General features: G+C 53.1%; 27 protein-coding genes. 9 read left to right on the top strand and 18 right to left on the bottom strand.

What is annotated here, in order from left to right; translation table 11 throughout:
- Window positions 1-185: 185 nt before the first annotated feature.
- A complete protein-coding gene (pnp, locus tag P2G53_RS04025) occupies window positions 186-2,264 on the top strand; it encodes a polyribonucleotide nucleotidyltransferase (protein ID WP_275815238.1) in 2,079 nt (692 codons plus the stop codon).
- Between the two features lie 58 nt (window positions 2,265-2,322).
- Here the strand turns inward: pnp and bfr (P2G53_RS04030) are convergent, their stop codons facing one another.
- Together bfr (P2G53_RS04030) and bfr (P2G53_RS04035) are read right to left on the bottom strand one after the other, a co-directional pair.
- Window positions 2,323-2,793: a bacterioferritin gene (gene bfr, locus P2G53_RS04030; RefSeq protein WP_275814160.1), complete on the bottom strand. Its 471-nt coding sequence runs from the start codon at window positions 2,791-2,793 to the stop codon at window positions 2,323-2,325.
- Window positions 2,794-2,803: 10 nt separating this feature from the next.
- Entirely contained in the window at window positions 2,804-3,268 is a 465-nt protein-coding gene (bfr, locus tag P2G53_RS04035) for a bacterioferritin (protein WP_275814165.1), read from the bottom strand.
- A gap of 221 nt (window positions 3,269-3,489) precedes the next feature.
- Here bfr (P2G53_RS04035) and P2G53_RS04040 point away from each other — a divergent pair, with 221 nt between their 5' ends.
- On the top strand, window positions 3,490-3,684 hold the full coding sequence (locus P2G53_RS04040) for a (2Fe-2S)-binding protein (RefSeq protein WP_275814168.1): 195 nt from the start codon (window positions 3,490-3,492) through the stop codon (window positions 3,682-3,684).
- A 70-nt stretch (window positions 3,685-3,754) separates the two neighbouring features.
- Here the strand turns inward: P2G53_RS04040 and P2G53_RS04045 are convergent, their stop codons facing one another.
- The 6 genes from P2G53_RS04045 to P2G53_RS04070 all read right to left on the bottom strand — a co-directional run bounded on the left by P2G53_RS04045 (window position 3,755) and on the right by P2G53_RS04070 (window position 8,652).
- The gene (locus P2G53_RS04045) at window positions 3,755-4,471 is read right to left on the bottom strand and encodes a hypothetical protein (protein WP_275814171.1); all 717 of its coding nucleotides are present in this window, start codon (window positions 4,469-4,471) and stop codon (window positions 3,755-3,757) included.
- 2 nt (window positions 4,472-4,473) lie between these two features.
- Window positions 4,474-4,989 (bottom strand): hypothetical protein, encoded by a 516-nt coding sequence (locus tag P2G53_RS04050; RefSeq protein WP_275814174.1) that lies wholly within the window; start codon window positions 4,987-4,989, stop codon window positions 4,474-4,476.
- Entirely contained in the window at window positions 4,986-5,594 is a 609-nt protein-coding gene (locus tag P2G53_RS04055; protein WP_275814176.1) for a hypothetical protein, read from the bottom strand. The genes P2G53_RS04050 and P2G53_RS04055 overlap by 4 nt, the downstream gene beginning before the upstream one ends.
- A 4-nt stretch (window positions 5,595-5,598) precedes the next feature.
- The gene (locus P2G53_RS04060) at window positions 5,599-6,303 is read right to left on the bottom strand and encodes a MotA/TolQ/ExbB proton channel family protein (RefSeq protein WP_275814179.1); all 705 of its coding nucleotides are present in this window, start codon (window positions 6,301-6,303) and stop codon (window positions 5,599-5,601) included.
- 99 nt (window positions 6,304-6,402) lie between these two features.
- Window positions 6,403-8,163 (bottom strand): PQQ-binding-like beta-propeller repeat protein, encoded by a 1,761-nt coding sequence (locus P2G53_RS04065; protein WP_275814182.1) that lies wholly within the window; start codon window positions 8,161-8,163, stop codon window positions 6,403-6,405.
- Between the two features lie 27 nt (window positions 8,164-8,190).
- Window positions 8,191-8,652 carry a hypothetical protein gene (locus tag P2G53_RS04070; protein WP_275814185.1) on the bottom strand — a complete coding sequence of 154 codons (462 nt, stop codon included), beginning with the start codon at window positions 8,650-8,652 and terminating at the stop codon, window positions 8,191-8,193.
- A 174-nt stretch (window positions 8,653-8,826) separates the two neighbouring features.
- On the opposite strand from P2G53_RS04070, the gene P2G53_RS04075 reads away from it, so the two are divergent.
- Entirely contained in the window at window positions 8,827-10,191 is a 1,365-nt protein-coding gene (locus P2G53_RS04075) for a sensor histidine kinase (protein WP_275814188.1), read from the top strand.
- Window positions 10,188-10,838, top strand: a complete 651-nt coding sequence (locus tag P2G53_RS04080; RefSeq protein ID WP_275814191.1) for a response regulator transcription factor — start codon at window positions 10,188-10,190, stop codon at window positions 10,836-10,838. Before P2G53_RS04075 ends, P2G53_RS04080 begins: the two co-directional genes overlap by 4 nt.
- A gap of 2 nt (window positions 10,839-10,840) precedes the next feature.
- Here the strand turns inward: P2G53_RS04080 and P2G53_RS04085 are convergent, their stop codons facing one another.
- Both P2G53_RS04085 and P2G53_RS04090 read right to left on the bottom strand, forming a co-directional pair.
- Entirely contained in the window at window positions 10,841-11,668 is an 828-nt protein-coding gene (locus tag P2G53_RS04085; protein WP_275814194.1) for an NAD-dependent protein deacetylase, read from the bottom strand.
- Between the two features lie 20 nt (window positions 11,669-11,688).
- Window positions 11,689-12,243, bottom strand: a complete 555-nt coding sequence (locus tag P2G53_RS04090) for an MOSC domain-containing protein (RefSeq protein ID WP_275814197.1) — start codon at window positions 12,241-12,243, stop codon at window positions 11,689-11,691.
- Between the two features lie 153 nt (window positions 12,244-12,396).
- On the opposite strand from P2G53_RS04090, the gene P2G53_RS04095 reads away from it, so the two are divergent.
- Window positions 12,397-13,665: a GGDEF domain-containing protein gene (locus P2G53_RS04095; RefSeq protein WP_275814200.1), complete on the top strand. Its 1,269-nt coding sequence runs from the start codon at window positions 12,397-12,399 to the stop codon at window positions 13,663-13,665.
- A gap of 11 nt (window positions 13,666-13,676) precedes the next feature.
- On the opposite strand, the gene P2G53_RS04100 is transcribed toward P2G53_RS04095, so the two are convergent.
- Entirely contained in the window at window positions 13,677-14,144 is a 468-nt protein-coding gene (locus tag P2G53_RS04100; protein WP_275814203.1) for an SRPBCC family protein, read from the bottom strand.
- Between the two features lie 169 nt (window positions 14,145-14,313).
- Complete coding sequence (locus P2G53_RS04105) at window positions 14,314-16,491, bottom strand: malate synthase G (RefSeq protein ID WP_275814206.1); 2,178 nt, start codon at window positions 16,489-16,491, stop codon at window positions 14,314-14,316.
- Between the two features lie 337 nt (window positions 16,492-16,828).
- Between P2G53_RS04105 and P2G53_RS04110 the strand changes: the two genes are divergently transcribed.
- Entirely contained in the window at window positions 16,829-17,782 is a 954-nt protein-coding gene (locus tag P2G53_RS04110) for an alpha/beta hydrolase (protein ID WP_275814209.1), read from the top strand.
- Here P2G53_RS04110 and P2G53_RS04115 read toward each other — a convergent pair.
- The 3 genes from P2G53_RS04115 to P2G53_RS04125 all read right to left on the bottom strand — a co-directional run bounded on the left by P2G53_RS04115 (window position 17,765) and on the right by P2G53_RS04125 (window position 20,017).
- A complete protein-coding gene (locus P2G53_RS04115) occupies window positions 17,765-18,142 on the bottom strand; it encodes a hypothetical protein (protein ID WP_275814211.1) in 378 nt (125 codons plus the stop codon). The two genes, P2G53_RS04110 and P2G53_RS04115, sit on opposite strands and share 18 nt — an antisense overlap.
- 914 nt (window positions 18,143-19,056) lie before the next feature.
- Entirely contained in the window at window positions 19,057-19,383 is a 327-nt protein-coding gene (locus P2G53_RS04120; RefSeq protein WP_275814214.1) for a hypothetical protein, read from the bottom strand.
- Window positions 19,337-20,017: an acyltransferase family protein gene (locus P2G53_RS04125; RefSeq protein ID WP_275814217.1), complete on the bottom strand. Its 681-nt coding sequence runs from the start codon at window positions 20,015-20,017 to the stop codon at window positions 19,337-19,339. Before P2G53_RS04125 ends, P2G53_RS04120 begins: the two co-directional genes overlap by 47 nt.
- Window positions 20,018-20,407: 390 nt before the next feature.
- Between P2G53_RS04125 and P2G53_RS04130 the strand changes: the two genes are divergently transcribed.
- Together P2G53_RS04130 and P2G53_RS04135 are read left to right on the top strand one after the other, a co-directional pair.
- Window positions 20,408-21,046: a DUF3800 domain-containing protein gene (locus P2G53_RS04130; RefSeq protein ID WP_275814219.1), complete on the top strand. Its 639-nt coding sequence runs from the start codon at window positions 20,408-20,410 to the stop codon at window positions 21,044-21,046.
- A gap of 199 nt (window positions 21,047-21,245) precedes the next feature.
- Complete coding sequence (locus P2G53_RS04135) at window positions 21,246-21,854, top strand: MarC family protein (RefSeq protein ID WP_275814222.1); 609 nt, start codon at window positions 21,246-21,248, stop codon at window positions 21,852-21,854.
- Window positions 21,855-21,876: 22 nt separating this feature from the next.
- Here the strand turns inward: P2G53_RS04135 and P2G53_RS04140 are convergent, their stop codons facing one another.
- The 3 genes from P2G53_RS04140 to P2G53_RS04150 form a co-directional block, all read right to left on the bottom strand.
- On the bottom strand, window positions 21,877-22,269 hold the full coding sequence (locus P2G53_RS04140) for a response regulator (RefSeq protein ID WP_275814225.1): 393 nt from the start codon (window positions 22,267-22,269) through the stop codon (window positions 21,877-21,879).
- A gap of 177 nt (window positions 22,270-22,446) precedes the next feature.
- Window positions 22,447-23,928 (bottom strand): aldehyde dehydrogenase family protein, encoded by a 1,482-nt coding sequence (locus P2G53_RS04145; protein WP_275814228.1) that lies wholly within the window; start codon window positions 23,926-23,928, stop codon window positions 22,447-22,449.
- 252 nt (window positions 23,929-24,180) lie between these two features.
- Window positions 24,181-25,056: an AraC family transcriptional regulator gene (locus tag P2G53_RS04150; protein ID WP_275814231.1), complete on the bottom strand. Its 876-nt coding sequence runs from the start codon at window positions 25,054-25,056 to the stop codon at window positions 24,181-24,183.
- A 157-nt stretch (window positions 25,057-25,213) separates the two neighbouring features.
- Here P2G53_RS04150 and P2G53_RS04155 point away from each other — a divergent pair, with 157 nt between their 5' ends.
- Window positions 25,214-26,092, top strand: a complete 879-nt coding sequence (locus P2G53_RS04155) for a hypothetical protein (protein WP_275814234.1) — start codon at window positions 25,214-25,216, stop codon at window positions 26,090-26,092.
- Window positions 26,093-26,108: the final 16 nt, after the last annotated feature.

Here is a 26,108-nt window from a genome sequence, read left to right on the forward strand (position 1 = left end):
ATGGCCCCGGTTTTATTTAGGGTACTGCACAGATAACCTCTTCATCTCGCCCGTACTCAACTGCGCTTTTAACCAGAGTGCAGCTGAGTACAGGCAAGTCTCAGAGCATGATAGGTATCTGACCGTAGCGCCCGTTAACTTAAACAAAGGTGATTAACGTGTTTGATATCAAACAAAAAACCTTCATGTTCGGTAACCAGGAAGTCACTCTGGAAACCGGCCGTGTTGCCCGTCAGGCAACCGGTTCCGTTATGGTAACCATGGGTGGCAACCAGGTACTGTGTACTGTTGTAGGTGCCAAAGATGCCAAAGCGGGTCAGGACTTCTTCCCGCTGTCCGTACACTATCAGGAAAAATACTACGCCGTTGGCCGTATCCCTGGTGGTTTCTTCAAACGTGAAGCGCGTCCTTCCGAAAAAGAAACCCTGACTTCCCGTCTGATCGACCGTCCTATTCGTCCACTGTTCCCGAAAGGTTTCATGAACGAAGTACAGGTGATCTGTACTGTTGTGTCTGCAGACAAGAAAAATGATCCGGATATTGCAGCAATGCTGGGTACCTCTGCGGCGCTGGCGATCTCCGGTATCCCGTTCCAGGGGCCAATCGGTGGTGCGCGTGTTGGCTTCACTGAAGCTGACGGTTACATCCTGAACCCATCTTATGAGCAACTGTCTACGTCCGAGCTGGACATGGTTGTAGCCGGTACTGCTGATGCGGTACTGATGGTTGAGTCTGAAGCGAAAGAACTGTCTGAAGACGAAATGCTGGGTGCGGTACTGTTTGCGCACCAGGAAATGCAGATTGCTATCAACGCGATCAACGAACTGGTTGCTGAAGCCGGCAAGCCTGTTTGGGATTGGCAGCCAGCTGAGAAAAACGAAGCTCTGATCGCTCAGGTGCGCGAGGTTGTTGGCGCTGGTCTGGCCGATGCCTATCAGGTTGCAGACAAAATGCAGCGTCAGGCGGCTGTTGCCGAGCTGCGCGCTCAGGCGCTGGCTCAGATCGCTACCGGTGCCGAAGGCACTCCGGATGCGGGTGATGTTGAAGGCATCTTCAAGTCACTGGAAAAAGAAGTTGTTCGCGGACGCATTCTGGATGGCGCGCCACGTATCGACGGTCGTGACACCAAAACTGTCCGTCCAATCAACGTGGCAATCGACGTGCTGAAAGGTACTCACGGTTCTGCGCTGTTCACCCGTGGTGAAACTCAGGCTATCGCTACCTGTACTCTGGGTACCGCACGTGATCAGCAGATCATTGACGCGATCGAAGGCGAGCGTAAAGATCCGTTCATGCTGCACTACAACTTCCCTCCTTATTCTGTAGGTGAGTGTGGTCGTATGGGCGGTGCCGGTCGTCGTGAGATCGGTCACGGCCGTCTGGCGCGTCGTGGTGTGGCTGCGGTTCTGCCAACACAGGAAGAGTTCCCGTACACCATCCGTATCGTATCCGAGATCACTGAATCCAACGGTTCCAGCTCCATGGCATCTGTTTGTGGTGCGTCCCTGTCCATGATGGACGCGGGTGTACCGCTGAAAGCGCCAGTTGCCGGTATCGCGATGGGTCTGGTGAAAGAAGGCGACCGTTTTGCGGTACTGACCGACATCCTGGGCGACGAAGACCACCTGGGCGATATGGACTTTAAAGTAGCCGGTACTGAACACGGTGTTACTGCGCTGCAGATGGACATCAAGATCACCGGTATCACTGAAGAGATCATGGACATTGCGCTGGAGCAGGCATTTGATGCCCGTATCCACATCCTGAAAGAGATGGCGCAGGTCATCGGTTATGCGCGTCCTGAACTGCCGGACAATGCGCCTGCCATGACGCAGATTAAGATCAACCCAGAGAAGATCCGTGATGTTATCGGTAAAGGTGGCGCGACTATCCGTGCGCTGACCGAAGAAACCGGTGCCTCTATCGATATCGAAGAAGACGGTACCGTACGTATCTATGCAGAAGACCGTTCTGCGGCGAAACGAGCTACCGACAAGATTCTGGAGATCACCGCTGAAGCTGAAGTGGGCAAAATCTACCAGGGTAAAGTTGTGCGTATCGAAGACTTCGGTGCGTTTGTAAACATCCTGCCTGGCAAAGATGGTCTGGTTCACATCTCTCAAATCGACAACAAGCGTGTTGAGAAAGTGACTGACTACATCCAGATGGATCAGATGGTTACCGTTAAGGTACTGGACGTGGATCAGCGCGGCCGTATCAAGCTGTCCATGAAGGATCTGGAAGAAGATGAAGCAGTAAGCTGAGTCTGATACCGATAAAAAAACCGCCTTCTGGCGGTTTTTTTGTCTCTGTGCCCGGCTGTTATGAGAGCTGGGACTGCAGGTAGTTCTGGATACCGATGCGTTTGATCAGACCCAGTTGCTGTTCCAGCCAGTAGGCATGATCTTCCTCGGTGTCTTCCAGCAGTTTTTCCAGAATTTCACGGCTCTGGTAATCCTGCTCCTCTTCACAGATTTTGATCGCTTTTTTCAGCGCATCGCCCACATCATATTCCAGCTGCAGGTCGTAGGTGAGCATCTCCGGGACATCTTTGCCCACCTTAAAGCCGGTGCGCTTGGTCATGTCCGGCGTGCCTTCCAGCAGCAGCATACGTTCGATCAGCGCCGCCGCATGGCCTTTCTCATCATCAAATTCATGGTCGATGCGTTCGTAGAGTTTGGTCAGACCCCAGTCTTCATACATCCGGGAGTGGATGAAGTACTGGTCCATGGCGGCCAGCTCCATCGCCAGCAGTTCATTCAGGGCATTGATGACCCGTGTATTACCTTTCATTGTCCTGTCCTCAGATATTCGACTGCAGATAGTTTTCAATACCGGTGTGCTGAATCAGGTATTGCTGGGTTTCCAGCCAGTCGACATATTCCTCTTCATATTCGAGAATCTCTTCCAGAATATCCCGGCTCACGTAATCACTGGCCTGTTCACATCCGGCGATGGCCGTGCGCAGCAGGGCCAGCTCATCCATCTGAAAGTCCAGATCACACTGCAGCATCTCTTCGGTGTGTTCACCAATCCGCAGTCGGTCAAGGTGCTGCAGGTTGGGCAGTCCTTCCAGAAACAGAATACGTTCAATCAGCTCGTCTGCCTGCTTCATATCCTTGATCGATTTTTTGTAGGCTTTTTCGTTCAGCTCATTGAAGCCCCAGTTTTTGTAGATCCGCGCGTGCAGGAAAAACTGGTTAATGGAGGTCAATTCGCTGGTGAGGACTTTGTTTAACAATGCGATGACTTGTTTGTCGCCTTGCATGGGAAGTTCCTTATTGTTGTAACCGTGGTCTCAGAGCAGGTTTTCAGTTTAGCCCAAATTTTTGAGTGTCTCTGACAGCCTAACAAAATGAAGCCGGCGATGGCATCCCGAATCTATATAGAAAAATCTTCATACAAAGAGACAAGGTTAGCGTTGAAATAAAACCAAATGATAAGTATTATCATTTATATTAAATTAACAGTTTGCCGGTTTTATCTTGTATGTATATCTGCATTTGCAACAACGTTACGGATCGTCAGGTTAAAGAAGCGGTTGAGCAGGGCGCACGTAACCTGCGGGATCTTAATCAGTCACTCGATGTTGCCGGTACCTGTGGCAAATGCGCCTGTGCCGCCCGTAAACTGATGCAGCAGCATCTGAGTGAACAGGACTTCGAACTGGCAGTGCCAGCCTGATCTCTGGATTTTCGTCATAAAAAAGCCGGGCTCAAATGTCCGGCTTTTTTATGCTTTCAGAAACCCTGGTTCAGGGATCAAAACGGGTCAGCTCAAAGCTGATGGTGCCGCCTTTGAAGATTTCCAGATCCAGCGGTTCCTCCCGTACCAGTTTGACCAGCCCAACCCCCGGTGCATACCACTCGGTCTGGGTCAGCTTCACGTCCATATAGCCGATCTTGGGGTCTGCATAGAGGTTCACTTTGGCCAGCCCCTCTACTTTAATGCAGTTGGTGAAGGTGCCGGCTGGCACGGTCACGGTCTCTTTCAGTCCGACAATCTCAAACACCATATAGACCTGTCTTCCGCCCGGTTCTTCAACGGCGTATGAAGGCAGACTGTGCAGCGCGTAGGGGCGGGTGGTGGTGGACCAGTTACGCCCCAGATCAAGATCCTTGAAGTTCGGCAGGATCCGCACCTCTTCTTCCTCGTAGCGCGGACTGTATTCAATCAGGGTCCGCTTTCCGATCCGATAACTGCCGGTATCATCCTGCAGGATGTAATAATCGGTACCGTCGCTGGTGTGGCGAATACTGACCGGCTCATCGGCATAGCGGCCTTCAAGTTTTGCAGGGCCGCGGTTTTCGATGCTGAAGCTGCGTTCACTGCGACGGTCGGTGAGATCCTCCGTGACTTTATATTCCCAGCGCACGCCTTCCTGCAGTGGGAAATAATCAGTCTCAGGAATATCGGCACCACAGCCACCTAATATCAGCGCTGAGAGGCTCAGAAGCATTAATCTGCGCATGATTATTTCTCCGGCAGTGCCGGATCCGGCAGGTCGGAAAATTCAAGCAGATACTTATGTTCGCCAAAGGCCTTTTTACCCTCTACGCTTTCGGGTTTTTCCGGTTTGGGTGAACGCTGCCCCAACTGCACACTGCCGTTGCGGATATCTTTCATGGCAACCTGAATATTGGTATGGGTCGCCTGATCATAGGGGATGCGGTAGGCGCGTGGTTCCTCGGCCAGCTTCTGGCCTTTAAGGTCCGTCAGCCAGAGGAAGATGCTGCCTTCGATGCCTTTTTCTTTATCAGGCTCCTCCACGACGGCATAGTGCATCAGGAACTGTTCCGGTACATCCGCGTCGGTAGGCCAGCCCTGAGCCTGTTTCCAGCCCTGGTAACTGACCCAGTAAAACACCAGCGCCAGCAGTACCAGCGTCAGTTTGAATATCCAATGCAAGCGGCCAGAGATTACGGCCAGCATCAGCACCGCGGTGAGAAACACATAGGCCAGGATCAGGCCCAGCAGTACTTCATTCATTTCGCATCTGCCTCAATAATACTTTTTTGCAACTGATTGATATTAACTACCTCACCCCCGGGAGTGATGGTAAAGCGCAGGGCGGTGACTTCTTCGCCCTCTTTTTTCAGGGTGGTGGTGCTGTAATTGAGCACCTTCATTACCGGGTTCACCTCAGCCAGGTAGACGGTGACTGGCACCTCTTCCTGGTTTTCGCTTTTGAAATAATGCAGGTTTACGATGTACTCCCCTGGTGGGCGACCACGAATGGTCAGTACCTCCTGGTTCAGCGGATTGACGATCTCCTGTCCATTAATGACCTGAGTATCGTTAGCCATGCCGCGGTCATCCCGGTCCAGATGCATCAGCCCCTGTTGGGTGCGCATATACCAGACCTGTGAGTTATCGGGCCCCTGTGCCCAGACATCGATGTCGTTGGGGTTACGGTCCGGCCAGCTGACGGTGATCAGAAACTCCGCTTTGGGGTCGATGATGCCCGACTTAGCCGGCGGATTGAGCAACAGCAGCGCCACCAGAAACAAAAAAGTGAAGGTCAGCAACGCGTTGAACAGCAGATCCGTGAACGGGTCGATATCAAAGTCGCGTTTGTGGTTGAACAGCGCCATAGGCTTATCCGTTCACCCGGCTGCCATCACCGAAACGATGGCCAAGGTTGACGGTCTCTGCAATCAGGCGATCAGCCATACGATCCAGCATCAGATACTGCGCTCCCAAAAGCATGCTGCAGACCAGACCGATCATGGTGGTGTTCATGGCAATGCCCATGCCCTGCGTCATCTGCTGCATCAGCTCTTTGATATCGGACAGGTCTAGATTTTCCAGTCCGGAGATGGAACTGAGCATGATGACAAAACCCACAACAGTACCCAGCAGACCCAGTTTGACCATCAGGCCGGAGACAAACCAGCCCACCTGATGCGAACCCCGGGCGCCTTCTGCCAGTAGTTCGGCCAGCAGTGCATTTTCGTTTTCATGGTTGGCGCTGTGGCTTTTCTGCAGGCCGGAAAAATAGTCCTGCGACAGCGAGCGGCCTTCAGCATAGGGCTGGCTGATGCCCGGATGCTGGCCACGGGTGAACTGCTGGTGGAAATGATCAAACATCAAAAACTGACGGGCGATAAAGTAGCTACGACGGGCGCAGTGCACCGACATCACCAGCAGCATGATCAGAATCAGCAGGCTGAGACGGGTTTTGTCCTGATGCAGAATGGTTTGCAGCACCTGCAGATCCCAGCTGATATAGATGCCAAACAGCATCAGGCCAGCCATCAGAAGCCAGTAGAGCAGAGTTTTGTAGGCGATCGGCTGATACACGTGTTTCTTCCAGTTAAAGGTTCATAAGTTGTTGATACTACAACCCAGCGGCCGGTGAAAGGGCCGCCGGGTAAATTCCTACCCAAGTAGCAGCCCGGTTCATTGTGTTTTTTGCGGTAGGGCAAACACCAGAATCTGGTCGCCGGTAGGGTAACCTGCCAGCTTGTTGCCCCCAGCTGCGACAGCAATGTACTGGCGACCATCGATCTGATAACTGATCGGTGGCGCATTTACCCCATAGGGAGCCTGATAGGACCAGAGTTTGTTCCCGGTGGCCGCATCCACGGCAAAAAACTCACCGTCACCTTCGCCGCTGAAGACCAGTTGGCCCGCAGTGGCCAGCACGCCGCCGAGCATGGGCTGGCGGGTTTTCTGCTGCCAACGCAGTGAACCGTCGTTAAGATTGATTGCGGTCAGGGTGCCGTAAACCTCCTTATCCGGGAACTCAAAATAGCTGTAGGTCTGCCAGGGCAGGTTGCTATCCAGATTCAGCGGTTTGCGGAAGTAAGTGGCAGGGCGATGCACGGCTGCCACATAAACAGTTTTTTGCTGGTTATCGACGGAGACCGGCGACCAGTTGCTGCCACCGGCAATGCCCGGTGCCACGGTGACACCTTCTTCAGTGGGGTCTGCAAACAGATTGGTCTGGGGAACAAAGGGTTCGGACTTGAACAGCAGCTCACCGGTTTCACGGTCCAGTACGTAGTACCAGCCGGTTTTGCCAGCCTGCCCCACCGCTTTCACGGTTTCACCCTGAATGGTCACATCAAACAGTGCGGGTGGGCTGGATACATCATAGCCCCAGCGGTCATGGGGCACCTGCTGATAGGCCCACTTAAGCTGACCGGTTTTACTGTCAATGGCAACCAGACTGGAGGTGTGCAGGTTGTCACCGGGACGGGTGGAGTCATCCATATTGGGGGCGGGGTTACCGGTGCCGACAAACAGCCAGCCGGTTTCAGTGTCCACCGCCGGCGTGGTCCAGATGGAGCCACCGCCCAGTTTCCAGCTGTCACGGAAACGTTCAGATTTGCTGATTTCCTTGCTGATATCACGGTGCAGCGGCACACCATCAGAGGTGGTCTCAGACCAGTCGCCGACCCAGGTTTCGCCGGATACGCTGTACCAGCGCCAAAGCTCCTTGCCGGTGTTGACATCAAACGCCGCCAGAAAACCGCGCAGGCCGGTACGGCCATCACCCAGTCCGACCACTTTCAGGCCCTGTTCGGTATCCAGATGCAGACCATAACCGGCCCCGGTACTGCCGATGATGACCTGATCCTGATACACCTGAGGTGCCATATTGAAACTGTGACTGGTGCCCCCAATCAGAGTGGCTTTTTCGCCCAGCTCAGAGCCCTGCAGCAGGCTGCCCAGTGTTTCCTGTGTGGACAGGCTGATATCGCCTACCTGGGTATCCCAGACCAGTTGACCGCTGGTCTGATCCACGGCAATCAGATGTCCGTCAATCGTGGCCTGAAACACCTTGCCCTGCGCTACCGCGACACCGCGGTTGGCCGGTCCACAGCAGCTTTTTTTGCTTTTGAGCGGATGTTCATAGCGCCAGATCTCTTTTCCGGACACGGCATCTACTGCCACCACGTGGTTGAACGGGGTGCTGAAATACATCACCCGGCCTACCACAATCGGACTGGTCTGAAACGACGCCTTTATACCGGTCTCATATTTCCAGGCCAGTGCCAGACCGGCAACGTTGTCCCGGTTAATCTGGCTGATTGGGCTGAAACGCTGATTGTGCAGGCCGTTACCGTATAACGACCAGTCTTGCTGATCCTGTGCGGCAAAAGCGCTGCTGGCGCATAAGCTGAGGCCGAGTACCAGACCGGTTAAGGCGTTCATTAGAGTCTCCCGCTAAGTTGTAGTTGTTTACGCGTAAACTGTTTGTTCAGAGCTTGCCGTGACCGGAGGCTGATGCAGTGCCACCAGATCTGTCATGCTGAGGGTGGCAAGAATATTCTGTTGCTCATCCATCAGTTCATACAGTGGCAAGCCGCCATTATCAAAAATACTGAACAGCACCACCGCGCCCCCTTCGCCGCCACTTTCAGAATGGGGTGTCTCCAGCGCGGGGGTTATGGTGTAACTGCCGGTGGGGCGGATCTCTTCAACCTTACCGTCAGCGCCGTAGATAATATGTTCACCTTCCAGCACCAATGTTTTGTTCAGCGCGCAATGCCGGTGCAGAATGATCGGCTTATGCGCATCAAACCAGAACAGAACTTCTGCCCGTTGCTGCACTTCATCAATATGCACAATGTGGTATTTAAAGTGCTCAAGTCCTTCCAGCTGTTTCCAGGGGGTGACCACACCAATGGACGGTTTATACATGACACTGCTCCTTGTTGTTTATGGTGTGATCTACCTTAGGTTGCTCAGTTATCAGTGTAAGCTGAAAAAAGACCGACAGACTCGGGCAAATTGCCCGATCTTAAAACGTGCCTGTTCATGAGCCGGTGGGGTTTCTAAAATGGTGGGACTTAAAACTGTTGCGGAGTTGATCCTGTGCCTGTGTTGCGCCTGAACCTGTTGCTGATGATGCTGGTGATCCTGTCAGGCATTATTGCGCTGTTTTTTTCAGCGGCTTTCATCCTTCAGCAGGCGGATCAGGCGTCCAGAGATCGTACTGCCCGGTCTGCCGTGGTAGCGCAGCAACAGCTGCAACTGCAGCTGTACCGCATCGACAACCAGTTTGAATTTCTGAAACACTTCCCGGACTTTCACCTGTGGCAGAAGTCCGTTAACCACGCGGGACTGTGCGTGACCTACCGTAACCGGGAGGGCGATGTACTGCGTAGTCTGTGTCTGGGTGATGTAACCGAAGAGAACTGGCCGCAGTGGTTTCAGTCGCTCTACCTGAAACTGTTTACCCCCGCGCAGCCGGTGCAGCTGGATGTGACCTATAAAGAACAACTGCAGGGGCGGATCGAGGTTTCTTCCAGTGAAATGGTAGAAATCGGTCGGGCCTGGCAAACCCTCACTAACCTGATGGAACTGGTCAGCCTGATCGTGCTGACGCTCTGTATCATTCTCTATCTGATGATGCACTGGATATTGCGCCCGGTCCGCATAACGCAGCAGTGCCTGCAACGCATGGTGCAGGAAGACCTCTCTCTACGGGTACCTGAATTCAAAATTGCCGAATGGCAGGAGACTGGCGTGGCGATCAACCGGCTGGCTGAGAGCTTGCAATCAACACTGGTAGAGCGTCAGGCACTGGCGCTGAAACTGGTCAATGTGCAGGAGGAAGAGCGGCGTTTTCTCTGCCGGGAGCTGCATGATGAACTGGGCCAGTCATTGGCCGGGCTAAGCGCCGTGGCCAGTGCGATGGCAGAAGATGCCCGTCATTCCTACCCCCAGTTGCAGGAACCCGCCAACCAGATCACCCGGATCGCAAAACATATGCGGGATCTGGTGAAGGGGTTATTGCTGCGTTTACGGCCGGCTGATCTGGAGCAGTTGGGACTGGCGGAAAGTCTGCGGGGCCTGACCAATGAATGGAATAACAAACACCAGGCGATCCGCTGGAGCCTGTTTTTACAGGGCGATGTGGATGGCTTGCCGGCCTCGGTGTCGGTGAATCTGTTGCGCATTGTGCAGGAGTGTCTGACCAATATCAGCCGACATTCCGGGGCGACCAAAGCGGAAGTGGAACTTGTCTGCAGTGATAAAGCACCCCTGATTTTAGTGATTCGGGATAATGGTCAGGGTCTGTCTTCGGCTTTTGTGGAGTCGCCCGGACACGGACTGCTGGGCATCCGCGAGCGGGTCAGTGCGCTGGGGGGGACGTTGGCAATGACCAGTCTGCCTGAAGGGGGCTTGCGGGTGGTCATCGAAATTCCCGTTGTGGTGCTGGGGGATTCCGCATGAGTCAGATTCGTATTTTGTTGGTAGATGATCATGCCATCGTGCGCGAGGGTTACCGGGCGTTACTTAACCGGCAGCCCAATCTCGATCTGGTGGCGGAAGCCGGCTCCGGTGAACAGGCCTATGCCCTGTATCGCGAGCATCAGCCTGATCTGGTGGTGCTCGACCTGTCCCTGCCGGGCAAGGGCGGGCTGGCCACGCTGATCCAGATCCGCCAGTTTGACCCAAAAGCGCGGGTGCTGATCTTCAGCATGCATCAGAACCCGGCGATGGCGACCAAAGCGATAGAAGCCGGTGCCCGGGGCTATGTCACCAAAAGCAGTGAACCCAGTGTGTTGATTAAAGCGGTGACCGAGGTGATGCAGGGCAAAATCGCCCTCAGTGATGATATGTCTCATGCGCTGGCGCTGGAGAGGCTCGGTGGTGAAAAGGGGTTACTGGCCGACCTGACAACCCGGGAGTTTGAAATTCTGCGCATGCTGGTGGAGGGCAAAAGCAAAACAGAAATAGCCGACACCCTGCATATCAGCGCCAAAACCGTGGCCAACTGTCACTACATCATCAAACGTAAACTCAATGTGCAGTCGGATATTGAATTGTTGCGGGTAGCGATGCAGCAGCAATTGGTGACACGAACGGAGCTGGGATAGGTTTATTCAGCACCCAGATAGCTGAGCGTGTGCTCTAGGGTTTCGGTAATGCCTGCATCCAGTTTTAGCTGCAGCAGATGGTCGGCACGGGTGATGCCCCGTGTCAGCGATACGATCGGCAGGTTCCAGTCTCTGGCCCGCAGACAGTAGCGATAACCGGAGTAGACCATCAGTGAGGTGCCAATGGTCAGCAGGGCATTACTGTTCTGCAGTATCTCCAGACTGTGAAACACCTTCTCTTTCGGCACATTATCACCAAAAAACACGACGTCCGGTTTCAGAATCCCGCCACACTGCTCGCAGTCCGGCACCCGGAACTGGTGAAAATCGATGTTTTCCAGATCCGCATCGCCATCCGGCCGGGCTGTAGCTTCAAAGCCACAGAAATCCGGGTTTTCTGCGCCGGAGCGGTGGTGGATATCGTCCCGGCTGTAGTCTGCGCCACAACTCATGCACTTTACCCGGTCGGCCCGGCCGTGCAGGTCAATCACAGTTTCACTGCCAGCTTTCTGGTGCAGCCGGTCCACATTCTGGGTAATGATCTGCTGGATATGTCCTTTTGTCTGTAGGTCCGTCAGTGCATGGTGAGCCGCCGAGGGTTGCGCGTTGGAGATCCGTGGCCAGCCGATCAGACTGCGTGCCCAGTAACGCTGGCGGGCGTAATGGTCCTGCAGAAACACCTTATGCTGCACCGGTGGCTTGTGTTGCCAGACACCGGCTTCGTCGCGATAGGCCGGAATACCGCTGTCGGTACTGATACCGGCTCCGGTCAGCACCGTAAGGCGAGGGTGTTTTTGAATAAATTCAGCCAGCAATTCAGCCTGATGCATAACAGCTTCTCTGCAACTTTTTAGCCTTTACGTAAATGGGGTGCATTGGGATGAGGTGTAAACAGGCTCATCTGGGCTTTTGTCTCACTTAATACGAGTAACTGATCCCCCCGCTGAATCAGTCCGCCCTGAATGATTTTGCAGCACAATCCGCCGTAACCGAGCATTGCGGCAACTCCGCCGGGTCCCAGTGCCGTTTCCATCCGGGAGCAGGGGTGACAGAGCGCAGTCGCTTCCAGAATCGCTTCCCCCAGTTGAAAACGCTGATAGCGCAGGGCGTTCAGGTTGATACCGCTGACTACCAGGTTACGGCGCAGCCGGGCCGGATCGATCCGCTCATAGCCGCAGTGTTGCGCAATCTGCTGGATAAACTCCCGGGAGATGAGTGTGACCTGTCGCGCCGAGCCGGGGGTTTTTGTACAGCGATGATCGCCTTCAAGTCCGAGTCCCGCCAACGCCTGAGTCGACTCAAGGCTCTGCATCGGTTCGCGCCGGGAAGGACGCACGCCGATCCACTCCAGCGTGCCCGCGGGCAGGGTGGCGGCGTAGCGGGCATACAGCTCGTTCAGACTCATAGGGTTAACCTTAAATATTCTTTCGGCAGCGTAAATTCTGCGTTTGTTTTCTAAAGACCATGGCTTAAACGAACAGTTGTTTAAATTTAATAAAATATTTTGCTCAAGCAGCCGATAGCAGTAGAGATTGATTGTTTATCGAAGGCGTTTCAAGTGGCATTACGTCGTCTCAGTCTGCTGCTGCCCATGCTGTTGCTGCTACCGGCAGCCTATTTTTCCCTGAGTCCGGTGGCACTGCTGCCGGATACACAGCAGGTTATTATCGCGCAACTGCCCTATGTGCTGGGCCTGACCGTGGCGTTGCTGGCGATTGGTTTTCGCCGCAGCCGCATAATGCTGGCTGCCCTGAATCTCTGTGTTGCTTACTCCCTGATTCGTTTTGGTCTGCAGACCAGTCTGGATAACCCGGACGCTTATGTGATGTTCAGTGGTTTGTCGGTACTGCTACCGCTCAATACCGCTCTGATTGCGATGTTCAGCGAAAAGGGTGCGTTTACCGCGACCGGCTTTCGACAACTGGCCCTGCTGGCTCCCGGTTATCTGTTTCTGGTGCTGCTGGATGCGGTCAACTGGCTCGGTTACCTGCTGCCCTGGTTGCCGATGTCGATGCTGGAGATGTTGTTTCTTGAGACCTACCTGAGTCAGGCCTCGGCCTGGGTGTTTGGGCTGTCTCTGATCCCGGTGCTGTTTTCACTCTACATGCGTCGTACCCCGGCGGATGCTGCACTGCTCGCCAGTCTGGTGGCGGCACTGGTGATGATTCTCTGGTTTGACCGGCCGCTGATCTCGGCGCTGTTTGTTTCTGCCGCTTTGCTGGTGCTGGCGGTGGCGGTGATTCAGAGCTCCTACAGCATGGCGTTTATTGATGAACTGACTGAGATTCCGGGTCGCCGTGCCCTCTACAGCAAACTGAATACCCTGGGTCGAACCTACACGGTGGCGATGGTCGATATCGATCACTTCAAGCAGTTTAACGACCGCTACGGCCACGATGTGGGTGATCAGGTGCTGCGTATGGTGGCGGCCAAGATTGCTCAGGTGAACGGCGGAGGCAAAGCCTATCGTTATGGGGGAGAGGAGTTCACCATCCTGTTCCCGGGTAAAACCGAACTTCAGGCCAGACCCTATCTTGAGGAAGTGCGCGAAGTGATTGCTGCCTATCCAATGCGTATCCGCAGTGAAAAACGGCCTGACGATGCCAAACAGGGCCGTGAGCAGCGCAGTCGACAGGGTGCTGGTGAGATCGTCAAGGTGTCTATCAGTATCGGTTTCTGCGAAAAAGCGGAACGCCATCAGGAACCGGATGAAGTGATCAAAGATGCCGATCAGGCGCTGTACGCTGCCAAAAAAGCGGGACGCAACTGTTCCCGCAGTGCTGGGGAGAAAAACAGTCGGGGCCAGGCCAGTTATAAACGCGGCTGACCTCCAAGGGATTAGTTGTAAAACGCGCTCAGTTGATTCAGTCCTGCCTTATAAATACCCCGGATCACATCGGCCGCTTCCTGATCGGTGGCGCCCGCCGCATCAAATGAAGATGACCAGGTCACCAACGTTCCATCGTCTTGCGCCGTAAGTTTGATCATCGATTCATAGTCAGCCACCGGCAGCGGTGAGGCATCAATCCGGTAGCTGTATCTGAGTTGTTCATTGTCTTCGCTGAGCTGGGTTTCGGTAATGGTGGCGCCATTGCCCAGTGTCAGCACCCGCACATCTGGTGCGGTAAGGCTGCTGCCCACCACGGCGGGGTGCCAGCGGTGCAGCCCGTTAAAGTTACCTACCAGTGCCCAGACTGCAGCGGGTTTTGCCTTAAGCGTGATGGATTCCTCTACCTGAATACCACCGGCGAGAACCTGCGTGCTGATCAGGCCGCCCAGAACAGCGGCCATAGTGACTGCTTTCATTGCCTTAACTCCTTATTTTTATTGGTCTAAGGCACGGTAGCATGGGGTTTTTTGTGACGGGAATTGGCAAAGCACCCGAGAAATTCGGGAAATTTGCCCGACGTGTCTGAATTACAGGCAACAAAAAAGGCCGCTAATCAGCGGCCTTTTTCAGATCAGGGATAATCCCTTACGCGCCAAACTTGGCTTTGGCTTCGATACGACGACGGTGCAGGACCGGCTCGGTGTAGCCGTTTGGCTGAACCGTACCTTCAAACACCAGTTCGCAGGCTGCAGCAAACGCAACGCTGTCATCGAAGTTTGGTGCCATTGGGCGGTACAGTGGGTCGTTGCCGTTCTGACGGTCAACTACCGCCGCCATGCGCTGCATGGTTTCCAGTACCTGCTCTTTGGAGCAGATGCCGTGGTGCAGCCAGTTGGCGATGTGCTGGCTGGAGATACGCAGCGTTGCACGGTCTTCCATCAGGCCTACATCGTTGATGTCAGGCACTTTGGAACAACCGACACCGGAGTCGATCCAGCGTACTACGTAACCCAGGATACCCTGTGCGTTGTTGTCCAGTTCCTGCTGAATCTCTTCGGCAGACCAGCTTGGGTTCTGCGCGACAGGGATGGTCAGAATGTCATCCAGAGACGCACGGGCACGGGATTTCAGCTCTTCCTGACGGGCAAAGACGTCTACCTTGTGGTAGTGCAGTGCGTGCAGGGTGGCTGCGGTTGGGGATGGAACCCATGCGGTGTTGGCACCAGACAGCGGATGGCCGATCTTGGCATCCAGCATGTTGGCCATCTGATCCGGAATCGGCCACATGCCTTTACCGATCTGGGCGCGACCGCTCAGGCCACAGGCCAGACCGTTGTCGACGTTCCAGTTTTCGTAAGAGCTGATCCAGGCAGCCTGTTTCATGTCGCCTTTACGGATCATCGGGCCCGCTTCCATCGAGGTGTGGATCTCGTCACCGGTACGGTCAAGGAAGCCAGTGTTGATGAAGACCACACGCTCTTTAGCCGCGCGGATACACTCTTTCAGGTTAACGGTGGTGCGACGCTCTTCGTCCATGATACCCATCTTCATGGTGAAACGGTCCAGACCCAGTGCGTCTTCGATACGACCAAACAGTTCGTTAGCAAACGCCACTTCTTCAGGACCGTGCATCTTCGGTTTAACGATGTACATGGAACCAGTGGTGGTGTTGCTGAATTTGCCGTTGCCCTTGATATCGTGGATAGAGATCAGGGTGGTGACCATACCGTCGATGATACCTTCCGGTACTTCGTTGCCATCCTTGTCCAGGATCGCTTCGTTGGTCATCAGGTGACCTACGTTACGGACGAACATCAGGCTGCGGCCTTTCAGGGTCACAGTGTCGCCGTTCAGACCGGTGTATGAGCGGTCGCCGTTGATGGTACGGGTGAAGGTTTTTCCGCCTTTGCTGACTTCTTCAGTCAGGTCGCCTTTCATCAGGCCCAGCCAGTTGCGGTACACCACAACCTTGTCAGCACTGTCTACGGCAGCTACGGAGTCTTCACAGTCCATGATGGTAGTCAGAGCAGACTCCATCACGATGTCTTTAATGCCAGCCGCATCGTCTTTACCGATCAGGCTGTCACGGTCGATCTGTACTTCAAAGTGCAGGCCGTTGTTTACCAGCAGCAGGGAATCCGGTGCAGCGGTGTCACCCAGGTAACCTACCAGTTTCTCTGGCTGAGCCAGACCGGTTTCGCTGCCGTCAGTCATGCTGACAACCAGCTTGCCATCCTTGATGGTGTAGCCGGTAGAATCCTTGTGAGAGCCAGTCGCCAGTGGCGCAGCGTCATCCAGGAAGTTACGGGCAAAGGCGATAACCTTGGCACCACGGGCCGGGTTGTATTCAGCGGTTTTCTCAGCGCCGTCTGCTTCAGACACAGCGTCAGTACCGTACAGTGCATCGTACAGGCTGCCCCAACGCGCATTCGCCGCGTTCAGTGCAAAACGTGCATTCATCACAGGTACTACCAGCTGAGGGCCAGCCATAGTCGCCATTTCCGGATCAACGTTGGCGGTGGTGGCGGTGAAGTCTTCACCTTCCGGCAACAGGTAACCGATCTCGGTCAGGAAAGATTTGTACGCTGCCAGATCGAAAGCCTGACCCTTGCGGGCACGGTGCCATTCATCGATCTGTGCCTGGATAGCATCACGCTTGGCCAGCAGTTCACGGTTACGTGGTGCCAGATCATGCACGATGGCATCAAAACCGGCCCAGAACTGTTCGCTGGTGACGCCAGTGCCTGGCAGTGCTTCGTTATTTACGAAATCATACAGAGCCTGTGCGACCTGCAGGCCACCGCTCGTTACCCTTTGACTCATAGTGATATTGCCCCAGTTGTAGTACGCGGCTCTGGTCCGAGGCGACCATGAGCCGTGTGAAAGTAGAGAAAAGATTCGCCGGAATGTCTCGAAGCTCTTGCCCTGTTTGGATGCGAAAGTCAGTTGCGTCGGGATAATGACAGTAGTTCTGACTCAGAGCGAAACGTACGGCTATATGCGACGCAACATTACCGGAAATTGAGCAAAAAGTCGCCCCTAATCTCATGTATACCCGGTATTCAGCTGGGTTATGTTGCCCATATGCGGCTATTCTTTATGAAAAACAAGCTATTCCCGGGTGAGTCAGTTTTCACCCGTCTGCCGAGGGATTTACGGCATGTCTGCATTTGATCGTGCTGAATTGCTGCAACAGCTGCCCGCATGGACGCTGGCTGATTCGACCGCCCACTCCCCCGAGGTGGCCGCCTACCTGAAACATTATGGCCTGCATGGGCTGGCCTGTGACTATGCTCTGCAGTTTGGCCTGCTGGAGTGCGCAGGCATCAACACCGCGGTGCAGTACTACCGACAACCCGACAATGGCCGGGGCACCGCACTGGTGGTACATGGCTATATGGACCATATGGGTCTGTACCGGCACCTGTTCCGCGCGTTGCTGGAGCAGGGCTATTACGTCGTGGCGTTCGACCTGACCGGGCATGGTTTGTCGGGTGGTGAGGTACTGCATATTCACGACTTCAGCCACTATGCCCAGCAACTGACCGACCTGATCAACCAGCTACAGTCCCAGCTTAAAACGCCGCTGACCCTGATCGGCCAGAGCACCGGCTGTGCGGTGATCATGGCGCAGCAGATGCTGCACCCTGCACTGGCGTTGCCGATTGCATCCCGCATCCTGCTGGCACCACTGGTGCGCCCGGCCCTGTGGCGCAGCATCCAACGCCGTTACCCAATTCTGAAACGCCTTATGAAACAGGTACCACGCAAATTCACCGCCTGCAGCCACGACCTGGCGTTTCTGCAGTTCCTGCAAAACGACGACCCCCTGCAATACCGCAATATTCCTATGAGCTGGGTCGGGGCAATGCTGAATTTTGGCGACGCACTGGAACAGCAGGCACCGATGGCGGGTGCCGTCAGGGTGATTCAGGGGGATGAGGATAAAACGGTGGACTGGGAATATAACCTGCCGGTGTTAAAGCGTGTGTTTGTTGGTCTTGAGGTGTGTATGGTGCCGGGGGGGAGGCATCATTTGGTGAATGAGAGTGAGGAATATAGAGGGAGGGTGTTTGAGTTGTTGTTAGGTTTTTTATCAAATCCATTTATTTAAAAAAATTCCAAAGATAGTGAATGTTCCTGCAGTTATAGAAACAATTATAGGAATATAAGTTTTCCAGTTTTGATCTCTACTAAGTTGCCTATCATGTAATTCGATAGCAGTTTCTAGTAGCTTTCCAATAAAATCAGGGGAGAGTTTTTCCCTTATGTTTTCGTCATCTTTAAGCACATGCCTAGCAATCATAGATACTCTGTGCTTCCCTGTTCCCCTAACTCGAAAAAATTCTGGATGTTCTTTAGCTATTGCGATCCAAGAGGTTGCAGATTTTGGAGCGCCTTGTAATTCTTCTACTAACCCTTCTTCGCTTCTATGGCTATTTTTAGATAAAGATAGGACTTGTATTAGCGCCATAACGTCTGCAAGCCTATCAATCTGAAGATATAGGTGCGGATTTGTCTTTGTTCTGCAAAACATACTTTGATTACCGGCTTTCTTTTTTTATGTGATTAATTATTTATTTTTCTATTGAGATTAAAGCCTTGCACTCATGGCTTGAGCCGCACGAAAATTTTCCTTCCCTTACTAAATCGGTGCAATATGATGCTGAAGAATATTTTGATGCGCCTTTTTGTTCTTCCCTTACTTTGCATTCGTTATATGAGGAATATTGTTTTTCACAACTAGTTATGAGCATAACTAGAGTAAGAATCCAAAAGGTTTTGAAATATTGCATTTACATTTCCTTTGTATTTTTAGATATCTATAAATCATGCTTATTGCCGCAATGAATGGTTACATTATTTGCAGTACTCTTGTTTGCAGTCAAACTTTTCAATTTTCCGCCTTGAGGCGGGTTAAGGGGATTGGCGGCAATCCCCTTAACAATCCCCATCCGCCCCTGCTGCTGGGTTGGCTACGCCAACTTCCCTGCGCGTTTCAGTGACCAGCGCGGGCGAAAAACTCGGCCTGCGGCCTCAGACAGTTCCGCCCTTTTTTCGCTGCTCACTTCCAATGCTCGGCTGCGCAGAAGGGGAAGAGGGGTGCCACATTTAAATTAGTTTGTTCACCGATATTTTGGTGTGGCACGGATAAATGCCCCTTTGCCGCAGCCGAGCAACGCAGCTTAAAGCGGATCAGATGGCCAGCATGTTTGAGCGAAGCGAGTTCTGGCCGTCCCGCTTTCAGCGAGTAGCGCAGGGAACCCGCGTAGCGGGCAAGGCGTGGGGCTGTGGAGAGATTGTTAAGAGAGGGCGCAGCGGTTCTCTCTTAACTCCACGTCAGTGGACAAAGAGATTACGTCAGTAAAAAACACTAGAAGCAAACACCTATAACCGCGCAATAACCCGTTTGCGGGGAACCCGCATATCCAGCCGGTTAATCCAGTACGCCATCACCAGCAACAACCCCATATACACACTGATCGCCAGCACCACAGGCAGGCCGAGGTCGATCAGCGCGGTGACCAGAAACAGAAACGGGTAGTGCACCAGAAACAGCGGGAACGCCAGATCACTCAGCCAGCGGAGCGCCTTACTGAAGGGAAGTCTAAACCGGTTCCAGAGAGTTTTGGGCAGGCGCAGGGCCAGATAGATACCTAGGCCAAATTCAAATATCCGACAGGGTGGGAACCAGTCGCCGGGGCGGCCGGGCATAAAGCCGTACTGGCGGTAAACCCAGCCCTGCATCTGATCGAGCCATGAGCTTTCGATAAAAGGGAATCCCCCACTGGCCCACGTAATACCGTGATCCGAGGCTGATGCCAAACAGGATCAGCAGCGTGAAATGCGGCTTGCGTTTGAAAGCGAAATACAGCAGCGGGAACAGGGCATAGAGCGACATGATCAGGGCGATAAACCAGCTTGGCGGGTTGTAGGGGCCGCCCCAGAGTCCGGCCCAGGCGTAAAACCCGGTCAGGCTGCCGATCAGATCGGTGGTGATGCCATTGGGGAACATATCCGGCAGATCACCCTGCAGCAGGCCGCCACCCAGTGCATAACCGAGCATGGCCAGCGGTACTGACAGCAGGTAGAGCGGGTAGATGCGCAGGATTTTCTTCAGCAGGTAACGGATATAGCCCTCGTCTTTGGGTCCGTCGCTCAGTCCGGCCAGCAGACCTGACAGGATCAGAAACAGGCTCACACCCACGCCACTCAGACTGACATAGTAGATATTTTTAAAGCCAAAAAAATCGCCGCTGACATGCCCCAGCAACTGTCCGATGTGTGCCACAAACACCAGTGTGATGGCAAAGATGCGCAGGCTGTCGAGCAGAGTAGAGCGTTCCATAATGGTCCGGATAATGATCGGTGGATGGGCTTTTGTTTATAGTATCGATCTGTGACAAAGGCTTTAAAAGGCACTTGCCTGCGGCATGGTGTGGGAACCGCTGGTGCGAGGCATATTTAGGCTCAGGGAGAGCTTTTGGCTAGCGAAGACATCAGGTGATATTCCAGCGTTTTTTGATGATGGATATCCTTCTAGCGTAATGGTTAATAGCTCATTTTTGTTATGTTTTTACTTGAAATGACGGATATGTCTGACTATAGTGCGCATGCGTGAGTAAATCCTAAGGTACCCGCGACGCACTTTGTGTATCGTAAGCGTTTTGTAAAAACGTCGGACTTAGGGGTCACGCTTTTTTTTGTCTGAAACTCAGTGAGTTGCATGATAATTTACTTGGATGAAAGTGGCGACCTAGGATGGACGTTTACATCGCCATACCGTTTCGGCGGTTCAAGTAGATATTTGACAATTGCCAGTCTGGCTGTGTCTCCTGCCAAGAAACACCTTCCGAAACGTCTGATCAGAAAACTCTATAAGAAGTTTAATTGGCCCACGGCAATAGAAAAGAAGTGGTCTGATATGAGCGTTGATGAACGCATATGGTTTGCTCAACAAGCATGTGCCCTCAGGGAAAAATATCCCGACGACATTCGATATATTTCGATTACCGTTAAAAAAGAAAATGTAAAATTGCATATACGAAGTGATGCCAACAAACTGTATAACTACATGATTGGTATTTCATTAATAAATGAAATGGCTCGGCATCAAGCTATAACGTTTGTACCAGACCCTCGTAGTATCAAAGTGGAAAGTGGTAATAGTCTACATGATTATTTGCAGACACAACTTTGGTTTGAAAAGCAAGTCAGTACGATATTAACGACGAAGCCGTGTGATAGTGCTGCAAGCTTGAATGTTCAATTTTCAGATATGTTGTCGGGTGTCGTGCAAGGTCATTTTGAGGATGGAAATTCAAAACCGTGGGCGGCACTGCGTAATCAAATCAGCTACAAAACGTTATTCTTCTAGCGCTGAGCTTACACCAAGTTGTATTAAAAAACGGTATTCAACGCCCTAGTAGATTGTCACTATTTTCTGGTTTCTTGGTTTTGTCTTGCTGGATGGCACGTGTTGTCAGGTTTGAGCATACGCATTTTTAATGCACGTCACTCTCTTGTTCCGACAGCCCCGTTACATCACCTAAAATACCCCCGAGTTAGGGACGCTCATGATCGATTTTATCGCCATATTTATCTATTTTTTCGCGGTGATTGATCCTATAGGCACCGTACCGGTCTTTATCGCCGTAACACGCCATCACAGTGTGCAGGAAAAACGCAAAATTGCGCTGATGGCGTTTCTGATGTCGGCCGCCATTCTGGTGTTTTTTATTGTGGCCGGTGAGTTGATTCTGTCGGCAATGAATATTCCGCTGTCAGCGTTTCAGGTGGCGGGCGGTATCGTCCTGTTCCTGTTTGCAATGCAGATGATTTTTGGGGAAAGCAAACCCGATCAGGAAGTGAAACTGATTAAAAGCGAGCAGGAGACGGCCATCTATCCGCTGGCGGTGCCCTCCATCGCAAGCCCGGGTGCCATGCTGGCAGCCGTACTGTTGACAGAAAACGCGCGTTATCATGTCTGGGAACAGGTGCAGACGGGTCTGACGATGCTGGCGGTGTTGCTGGTTGTTCTGGTGTTAATGCTGGCTGCCAGCTCAGTGCATCGTCTGATTGGCAACAGCGGCGCCAGTATTATCAGTCGGGTAATGGGGTTGATTCTGGCGTCGGTGGCGACCGCCAATACTATGGCCGGGATTAAAGAGTATTTTGTCCTGTAGACCCTGATGATCGGCGCAGAAACTAATATCTGCCCAAATGAGTCAGGTGTTTTTCCAGGGTTTTGATCAGGTGATAACCGAAGATCGGCTTGTTGCAGAGGTCGGTGAAACCCTGTTCGATCAGTTGCAGCCGGTTCTCCATCTGTGAGGCAGTAATGGCAATGATGGGCCCGGCAAAACCTTGATTACGAATCAGCTTGGCAACTGTTTGGCCATCAATCTCCGGCATTTTCAGATCCAGCAGAACCGCATCAAAGGTATCTGTAGTGTAGGCCGCAATGGCTTCCATACCGTTGGTCACAGCATGGACGTCAAACTGTTTGGATTTCAGAATGCCTGAGAGGGTTTCGCGACAGACAATGGCATCGTCCGCCAGGAGCACTTTTGGTCGTCTGGCTTCGTTGACATGTTCCATAAAAACCCCCTGCTACATCTGATGTGTTAATCCTGAACTTATTTAAAATTTTAAGTAACTGTTTTCTGCTGAACTGACTCAAAACTTGATTTGGATCAATTTTCAGGATGCCTCACAAGCAACCCAATGCCTAATGTGAAATGCAGCCCGGCACGGAGGCCGGGCTGTCTGGGTGGATCAACCCAATGGTCGGGCAATGGTCAGGTCACGCAGGTAATCGTAGAACGTCTCGGGACAGTTCACGCCGCCGCCGACACCACTTTTGTTGATTCCGCCGTAGGGCAGGCCGTAGGCAAACACGTTGTGAGCATTGATCCAGCTGTTGCCGGCGATCATTTTCTCCGCCACGCGCTGACAGCGGGTCAGGTCTTCACTGAACACGCTGTTGGCCAGACCGTAATCCAGACTGTTAACCAGCTCCAGTGCTTCGGTCTCGGTTTTGAATTTCACCAGATAGGCTGCCGGGCCGAAGATCTCTTCACGGAAGCAGATGTTGTCGGCCGAACCACCCAGCAGATAGGGCGATACATAGAACCCGCCTTCGCTGCCGGATATGCTCAGAGCGCCACCATTCAGAATGGCTTCGGCACCTTCTGACAGGCCCTTATCCAGATACTGAAGTACCGTATCCTGCTGCGCCTGACTGACCAGGGGGCCCATCTGGGTGTCCGGATCCAGACCGGGACCAATTTTGGTAGCTTTCAGGGTGGCGGTGACCTTCTCGACAAACTGATCATAGATTGACTCATGGATCAGCCAGCGGGTAGCGGTACAGCACACCTGTCCGGTGTTCAGGGTGATGGCACCGGCGAGTTGGGTGGCCGCTTTATCCAGGTCTGCGTCTTCAAACACCACGGCTGCGCCTTTACCGCCGAGTTCCAGCTTACAGGGTATGGGACGTTCTCCACACATAGCTGCGATCTGTTTACCGACACCGGAGGAGCCGGTGAAGGATATACGACGGATTTTAGGGTGTTGTACCAGCGGAGTGCCGACTTTGCGGCCCGCACCCACTACGACGTTGATGACCCCGGCAGGGATACCCACCTCTTCGGCAATTTTGCAGAAGTAGAGGGTAGTCAGTGGCGTCAGTTCAGCTGGTTTGATCACCACGGTGTTGCCCGCCGCCAACGCTGGCATGACATTCCACATCAGCAGATCGAAGGGGAAGTTCCAGGGGAAGATAAAGCCGCAAACACCGTAAGGCACGCGGTGTACCCGGGCATCAATGTCCTGCAGGTGCAGCGGTTTTTCATATTCAGCCTGAGTGGCCAGATCAGCGTAGTAACGAACGCAGTCGATGCCGAAAGGAATATCAAAACCCTTGGCATTGACATAGGCCTTGCCCACATCCAAAGCTTCGAGCTGTGCTAGGACATCGATTTTGTCTTCCAGTGCATTTGCCAGTTTGTTAAGCATGGCGGCACGGGATTCCGGCGTACGTTTGGACCATTCCTGAAAGGCCAGATCGGCCACTTCCACCGCGACATTTACATCGGCTTCATCGCCGGAGGCAACTTTGGCGACGGTCTGTCCATTGGATGGGTTGATGACATCGGTATTGCCACCGTTTTTGCTGGCCTGCCAGCCGCCATTGATAAACAGCTGCAGGGGCTGACTTAAAAAGGCCTTGGCTTCTGAAGAGAGGATATCTGACATTTCTGTCTCCGTTTTATTATTGTTGAACACATGTTGAATCTTGGAGATGGCATTTTGCGTGCCAGATTTCTGTGGCTGAAAATGTCAGATGATTTGTTTTTAACTATCTGAAAAATAATAGTTTTGTTTTTTGTTTCTGTGCGAATAGCGCGATAAAACGTGGGGAATGTTGTCCGGGCGCAACAACCGTATAGCTGAACTGCGACAGGTGTTGAACCCGGATTGGCAGGGGTGCTGAGCCTGAAGTGATGCTCAGGCTGAACGGTCCGCGCGGGGGGAAAGGCCAAACTGACGGCTGTATTCACGGCTGAACTGCGAGGGGCTTTCATAACCCACCTCATAGGCGGCGGCAGAGACAGAAAGGCCCTTGGCGAACATCAGTTTGCGGGCCTCGCTGAGGCGCAGGCGTTTGATGTATTGCAGCGGGCTGTGGCGGGTGACTTTTTTAAAATTCATATGAAAGGCAGACACACTCATGTTGGCCATGGATGCCAGCTGAGTAACACAGATATCATCGCTGAGGTTCTGCTGGATATAGTCAGTGGCCTGGTGGATTCGCTGGGAGGTGTTGTCCTCGCGCAGAAACTGGAACAGCAGACTGACCGGCATTTTGCGCAGCAGGCGGATGTAAATCTCCTGCAAACGCAGGTTCTGCAGATCTTCCAGTTCATCCGGATGTTCAATCAGTGTCAGGTAGTTCTCGATGCTGCTGAGCAGACCGGTGTCCAGATCCAGTGTCTGCAGGCAAAACAGGTCTGAGCCACGACAGTTACCCACATCCATTGCCAGCTGTTCCGCGGTCAGATTCAGCAGTTCAAAATCCAGCGCAATCTGTAAGCCCAGAAACACCTGACTTTCCGGGTCGGTCTCAATGGCCGTGGTGGCCGGCAGGTTAGTTGATGCAATCAGGGCATCGCCGGGCGAATAGCTGACGGTACGGCCGTTGATCTCGGCGGTTTTGCTGCCTTCAATCACCATGCACAGGGAGGGTGTATAAAAAGCGGGGCAGCTCTCTCCCTTGCCCTCCAGCCGGACAAAGCTGCAGTGAGAGAGTGGGGTGGCCAACTGGCCGGTTTCCTGACTGAAGCCATGCATGAGGGCACGGGTGCGTCGATAGAAGTTTTCCATTGTTATTTTTCCTGTATCAACGAAGCAGTGTTACAGGGTTAAGCAAGTGTGGGGCCAGATTTGGAGAAATGGGCAAATCTGCTGGAGCTATTGCGCAGCTGAAAACGAGGATGCGATGTATTGTTAAGGTGTGGAAGATCAGAATAAAGGAGTGATCATGACATTGCTTAAACATTCTCTCGGTGCCGCCGTTGCGCTGGCACTGACCGTTACTGCTCAGGCTGAAACCCTTGCGCTGACTGAGGTCTGGAAAACGCCAGCGGTGTTCGAACACCCCGAATCCGTGGCCTATGATGCCGCTTCAGACGCTCTCTACCTGTCCAATATCAAAGGCGATTTTGGTGCCGCGGATGGCGATGGTTACATTGCAAAACTCGGCACTGACGGTGAGCTGATCAAGGCCGACTGGGTCTCTGGACTGGATGCGCCCAAGGGTATCGCGATCAAATCAGGTCTACTCTATGTTGCAGACCTGACGCAACTTGTCGTAGTGGATTTGAACAAGGCTGAAGTGGTTCAGCGCCACAAAGCAGCGGACAATAGCTTTCTGAATGATGTGGCCATCACCGATGAGGGTGAAGTCTACATCACCGACACCGCCACCAATCGCATCTATGTGCTGAAAGATGATGGCCTGCATGTCTGGCTGGAAAACCCGAAACTGGAAAGTCCAAATGGTTTGTTTGCGGATGGTGACAACCTGATTGTGGCCAGCTGGGGTGTGCCTACAGAGGGCTGGAGTACCAAGGTGCCGGGGCACTTGCTGAGGGTATCCCTGCGGGATCGTCAGATTACCGATGTGGGATCAGACAAACCCATTGGCAATCTGGATGGTCTGCACCGTCTGGATGAGAGCCAGTATCTGGCTACCGACTGGATGGCCGGGGTGCTGATGACCATTGATCAGTCCGGTGAGGTAGTAAAACTGGTTGAACTTAGCCAGGGCACTGCGGATCTGACCTACCTGCCTGAGCAGGGCCGGGTTATTCTGCCGGTCATGATCGAAGGCACATTGATCGCGTTTGATATCAAGTAATACACGGGTGCGCAGC

Origin of the sequence: Neptuniibacter sp. CAU 1671 (genome assembly GCF_029222905.1) — a bacterium.
GTDB lineage: Bacteria > Pseudomonadota > Gammaproteobacteria > Pseudomonadales > Balneatricaceae > Neptuniibacter.

Excerpts from the sequence above, each read along its gene's own strand:
- pnp (WP_275815238.1), top strand. The coding sequence starts at position 186 with ATGTTCGGTAACCAGGAAGTCACTCTGGAAACCGGCCGTGTTGCCCGT.
- bfr (WP_275814160.1), bottom strand. The coding sequence starts at position 2,793 with ATGAAAGGTAATACACGGGTCATCAATGCCCTGAATGAACTGCTGGCG.
- bfr (WP_275814165.1), bottom strand. The coding sequence starts at position 3,268 with ATGCAAGGCGACAAACAAGTCATCGCATTGTTAAACAAAGTCCTCACC.
- P2G53_RS04040 (WP_275814168.1), top strand. The coding sequence starts at position 3,490 with ATGTATATCTGCATTTGCAACAACGTTACGGATCGTCAGGTTAAAGAA.
- P2G53_RS04045 (WP_275814171.1), bottom strand. The coding sequence starts at position 4,471 with ATGCGCAGATTAATGCTTCTGAGCCTCTCAGCGCTGATATTAGGTGGC.
- P2G53_RS04050 (WP_275814174.1), bottom strand. The coding sequence starts at position 4,989 with ATGAATGAAGTACTGCTGGGCCTGATCCTGGCCTATGTGTTTCTCACC.
- P2G53_RS04055 (WP_275814176.1), bottom strand. The coding sequence starts at position 5,594 with ATGGCGCTGTTCAACCACAAACGCGACTTTGATATCGACCCGTTCACG.
- P2G53_RS04065 (WP_275814182.1), bottom strand. The coding sequence starts at position 8,163 with ATGAACGCCTTAACCGGTCTGGTACTCGGCCTCAGCTTATGCGCCAGC.
- P2G53_RS04070 (WP_275814185.1), bottom strand. The coding sequence starts at position 8,652 with ATGTATAAACCGTCCATTGGTGTGGTCACCCCCTGGAAACAGCTGGAA.
- P2G53_RS04080 (WP_275814191.1), top strand. The coding sequence starts at position 10,188 with ATGAGTCAGATTCGTATTTTGTTGGTAGATGATCATGCCATCGTGCGC.
- P2G53_RS04085 (WP_275814194.1), bottom strand. The coding sequence starts at position 11,668 with ATGCATCAGGCTGAATTGCTGGCTGAATTTATTCAAAAACACCCTCGC.
- P2G53_RS04090 (WP_275814197.1), bottom strand. The coding sequence starts at position 12,243 with ATGAGTCTGAACGAGCTGTATGCCCGCTACGCCGCCACCCTGCCCGCG.
- P2G53_RS04100 (WP_275814203.1), bottom strand. The coding sequence starts at position 14,144 with ATGAAAGCAGTCACTATGGCCGCTGTTCTGGGCGGCCTGATCAGCACG.
- P2G53_RS04105 (WP_275814206.1), bottom strand. The coding sequence starts at position 16,491 with ATGAGTCAAAGGGTAACGAGCGGTGGCCTGCAGGTCGCACAGGCTCTG.
- P2G53_RS04110 (WP_275814209.1), top strand. The coding sequence starts at position 16,829 with ATGTCTGCATTTGATCGTGCTGAATTGCTGCAACAGCTGCCCGCATGG.
- P2G53_RS04115 (WP_275814211.1), bottom strand. The coding sequence starts at position 18,142 with ATGGCGCTAATACAAGTCCTATCTTTATCTAAAAATAGCCATAGAAGC.
- P2G53_RS04120 (WP_275814214.1), bottom strand. The coding sequence starts at position 19,383 with ATGCCCGGCCGCCCCGGCGACTGGTTCCCACCCTGTCGGATATTTGAA.
- P2G53_RS04125 (WP_275814217.1), bottom strand. The coding sequence starts at position 20,017 with ATGGAACGCTCTACTCTGCTCGACAGCCTGCGCATCTTTGCCATCACA.
- P2G53_RS04135 (WP_275814222.1), top strand. The coding sequence starts at position 21,246 with ATGATCGATTTTATCGCCATATTTATCTATTTTTTCGCGGTGATTGAT.
- P2G53_RS04140 (WP_275814225.1), bottom strand. The coding sequence starts at position 22,269 with ATGGAACATGTCAACGAAGCCAGACGACCAAAAGTGCTCCTGGCGGAC.
- P2G53_RS04145 (WP_275814228.1), bottom strand. The coding sequence starts at position 23,928 with ATGTCAGATATCCTCTCTTCAGAAGCCAAGGCCTTTTTAAGTCAGCCC.
- P2G53_RS04150 (WP_275814231.1), bottom strand. The coding sequence starts at position 25,056 with ATGGAAAACTTCTATCGACGCACCCGTGCCCTCATGCATGGCTTCAGT.
- P2G53_RS04155 (WP_275814234.1), top strand. The coding sequence starts at position 25,214 with ATGACATTGCTTAAACATTCTCTCGGTGCCGCCGTTGCGCTGGCACTG.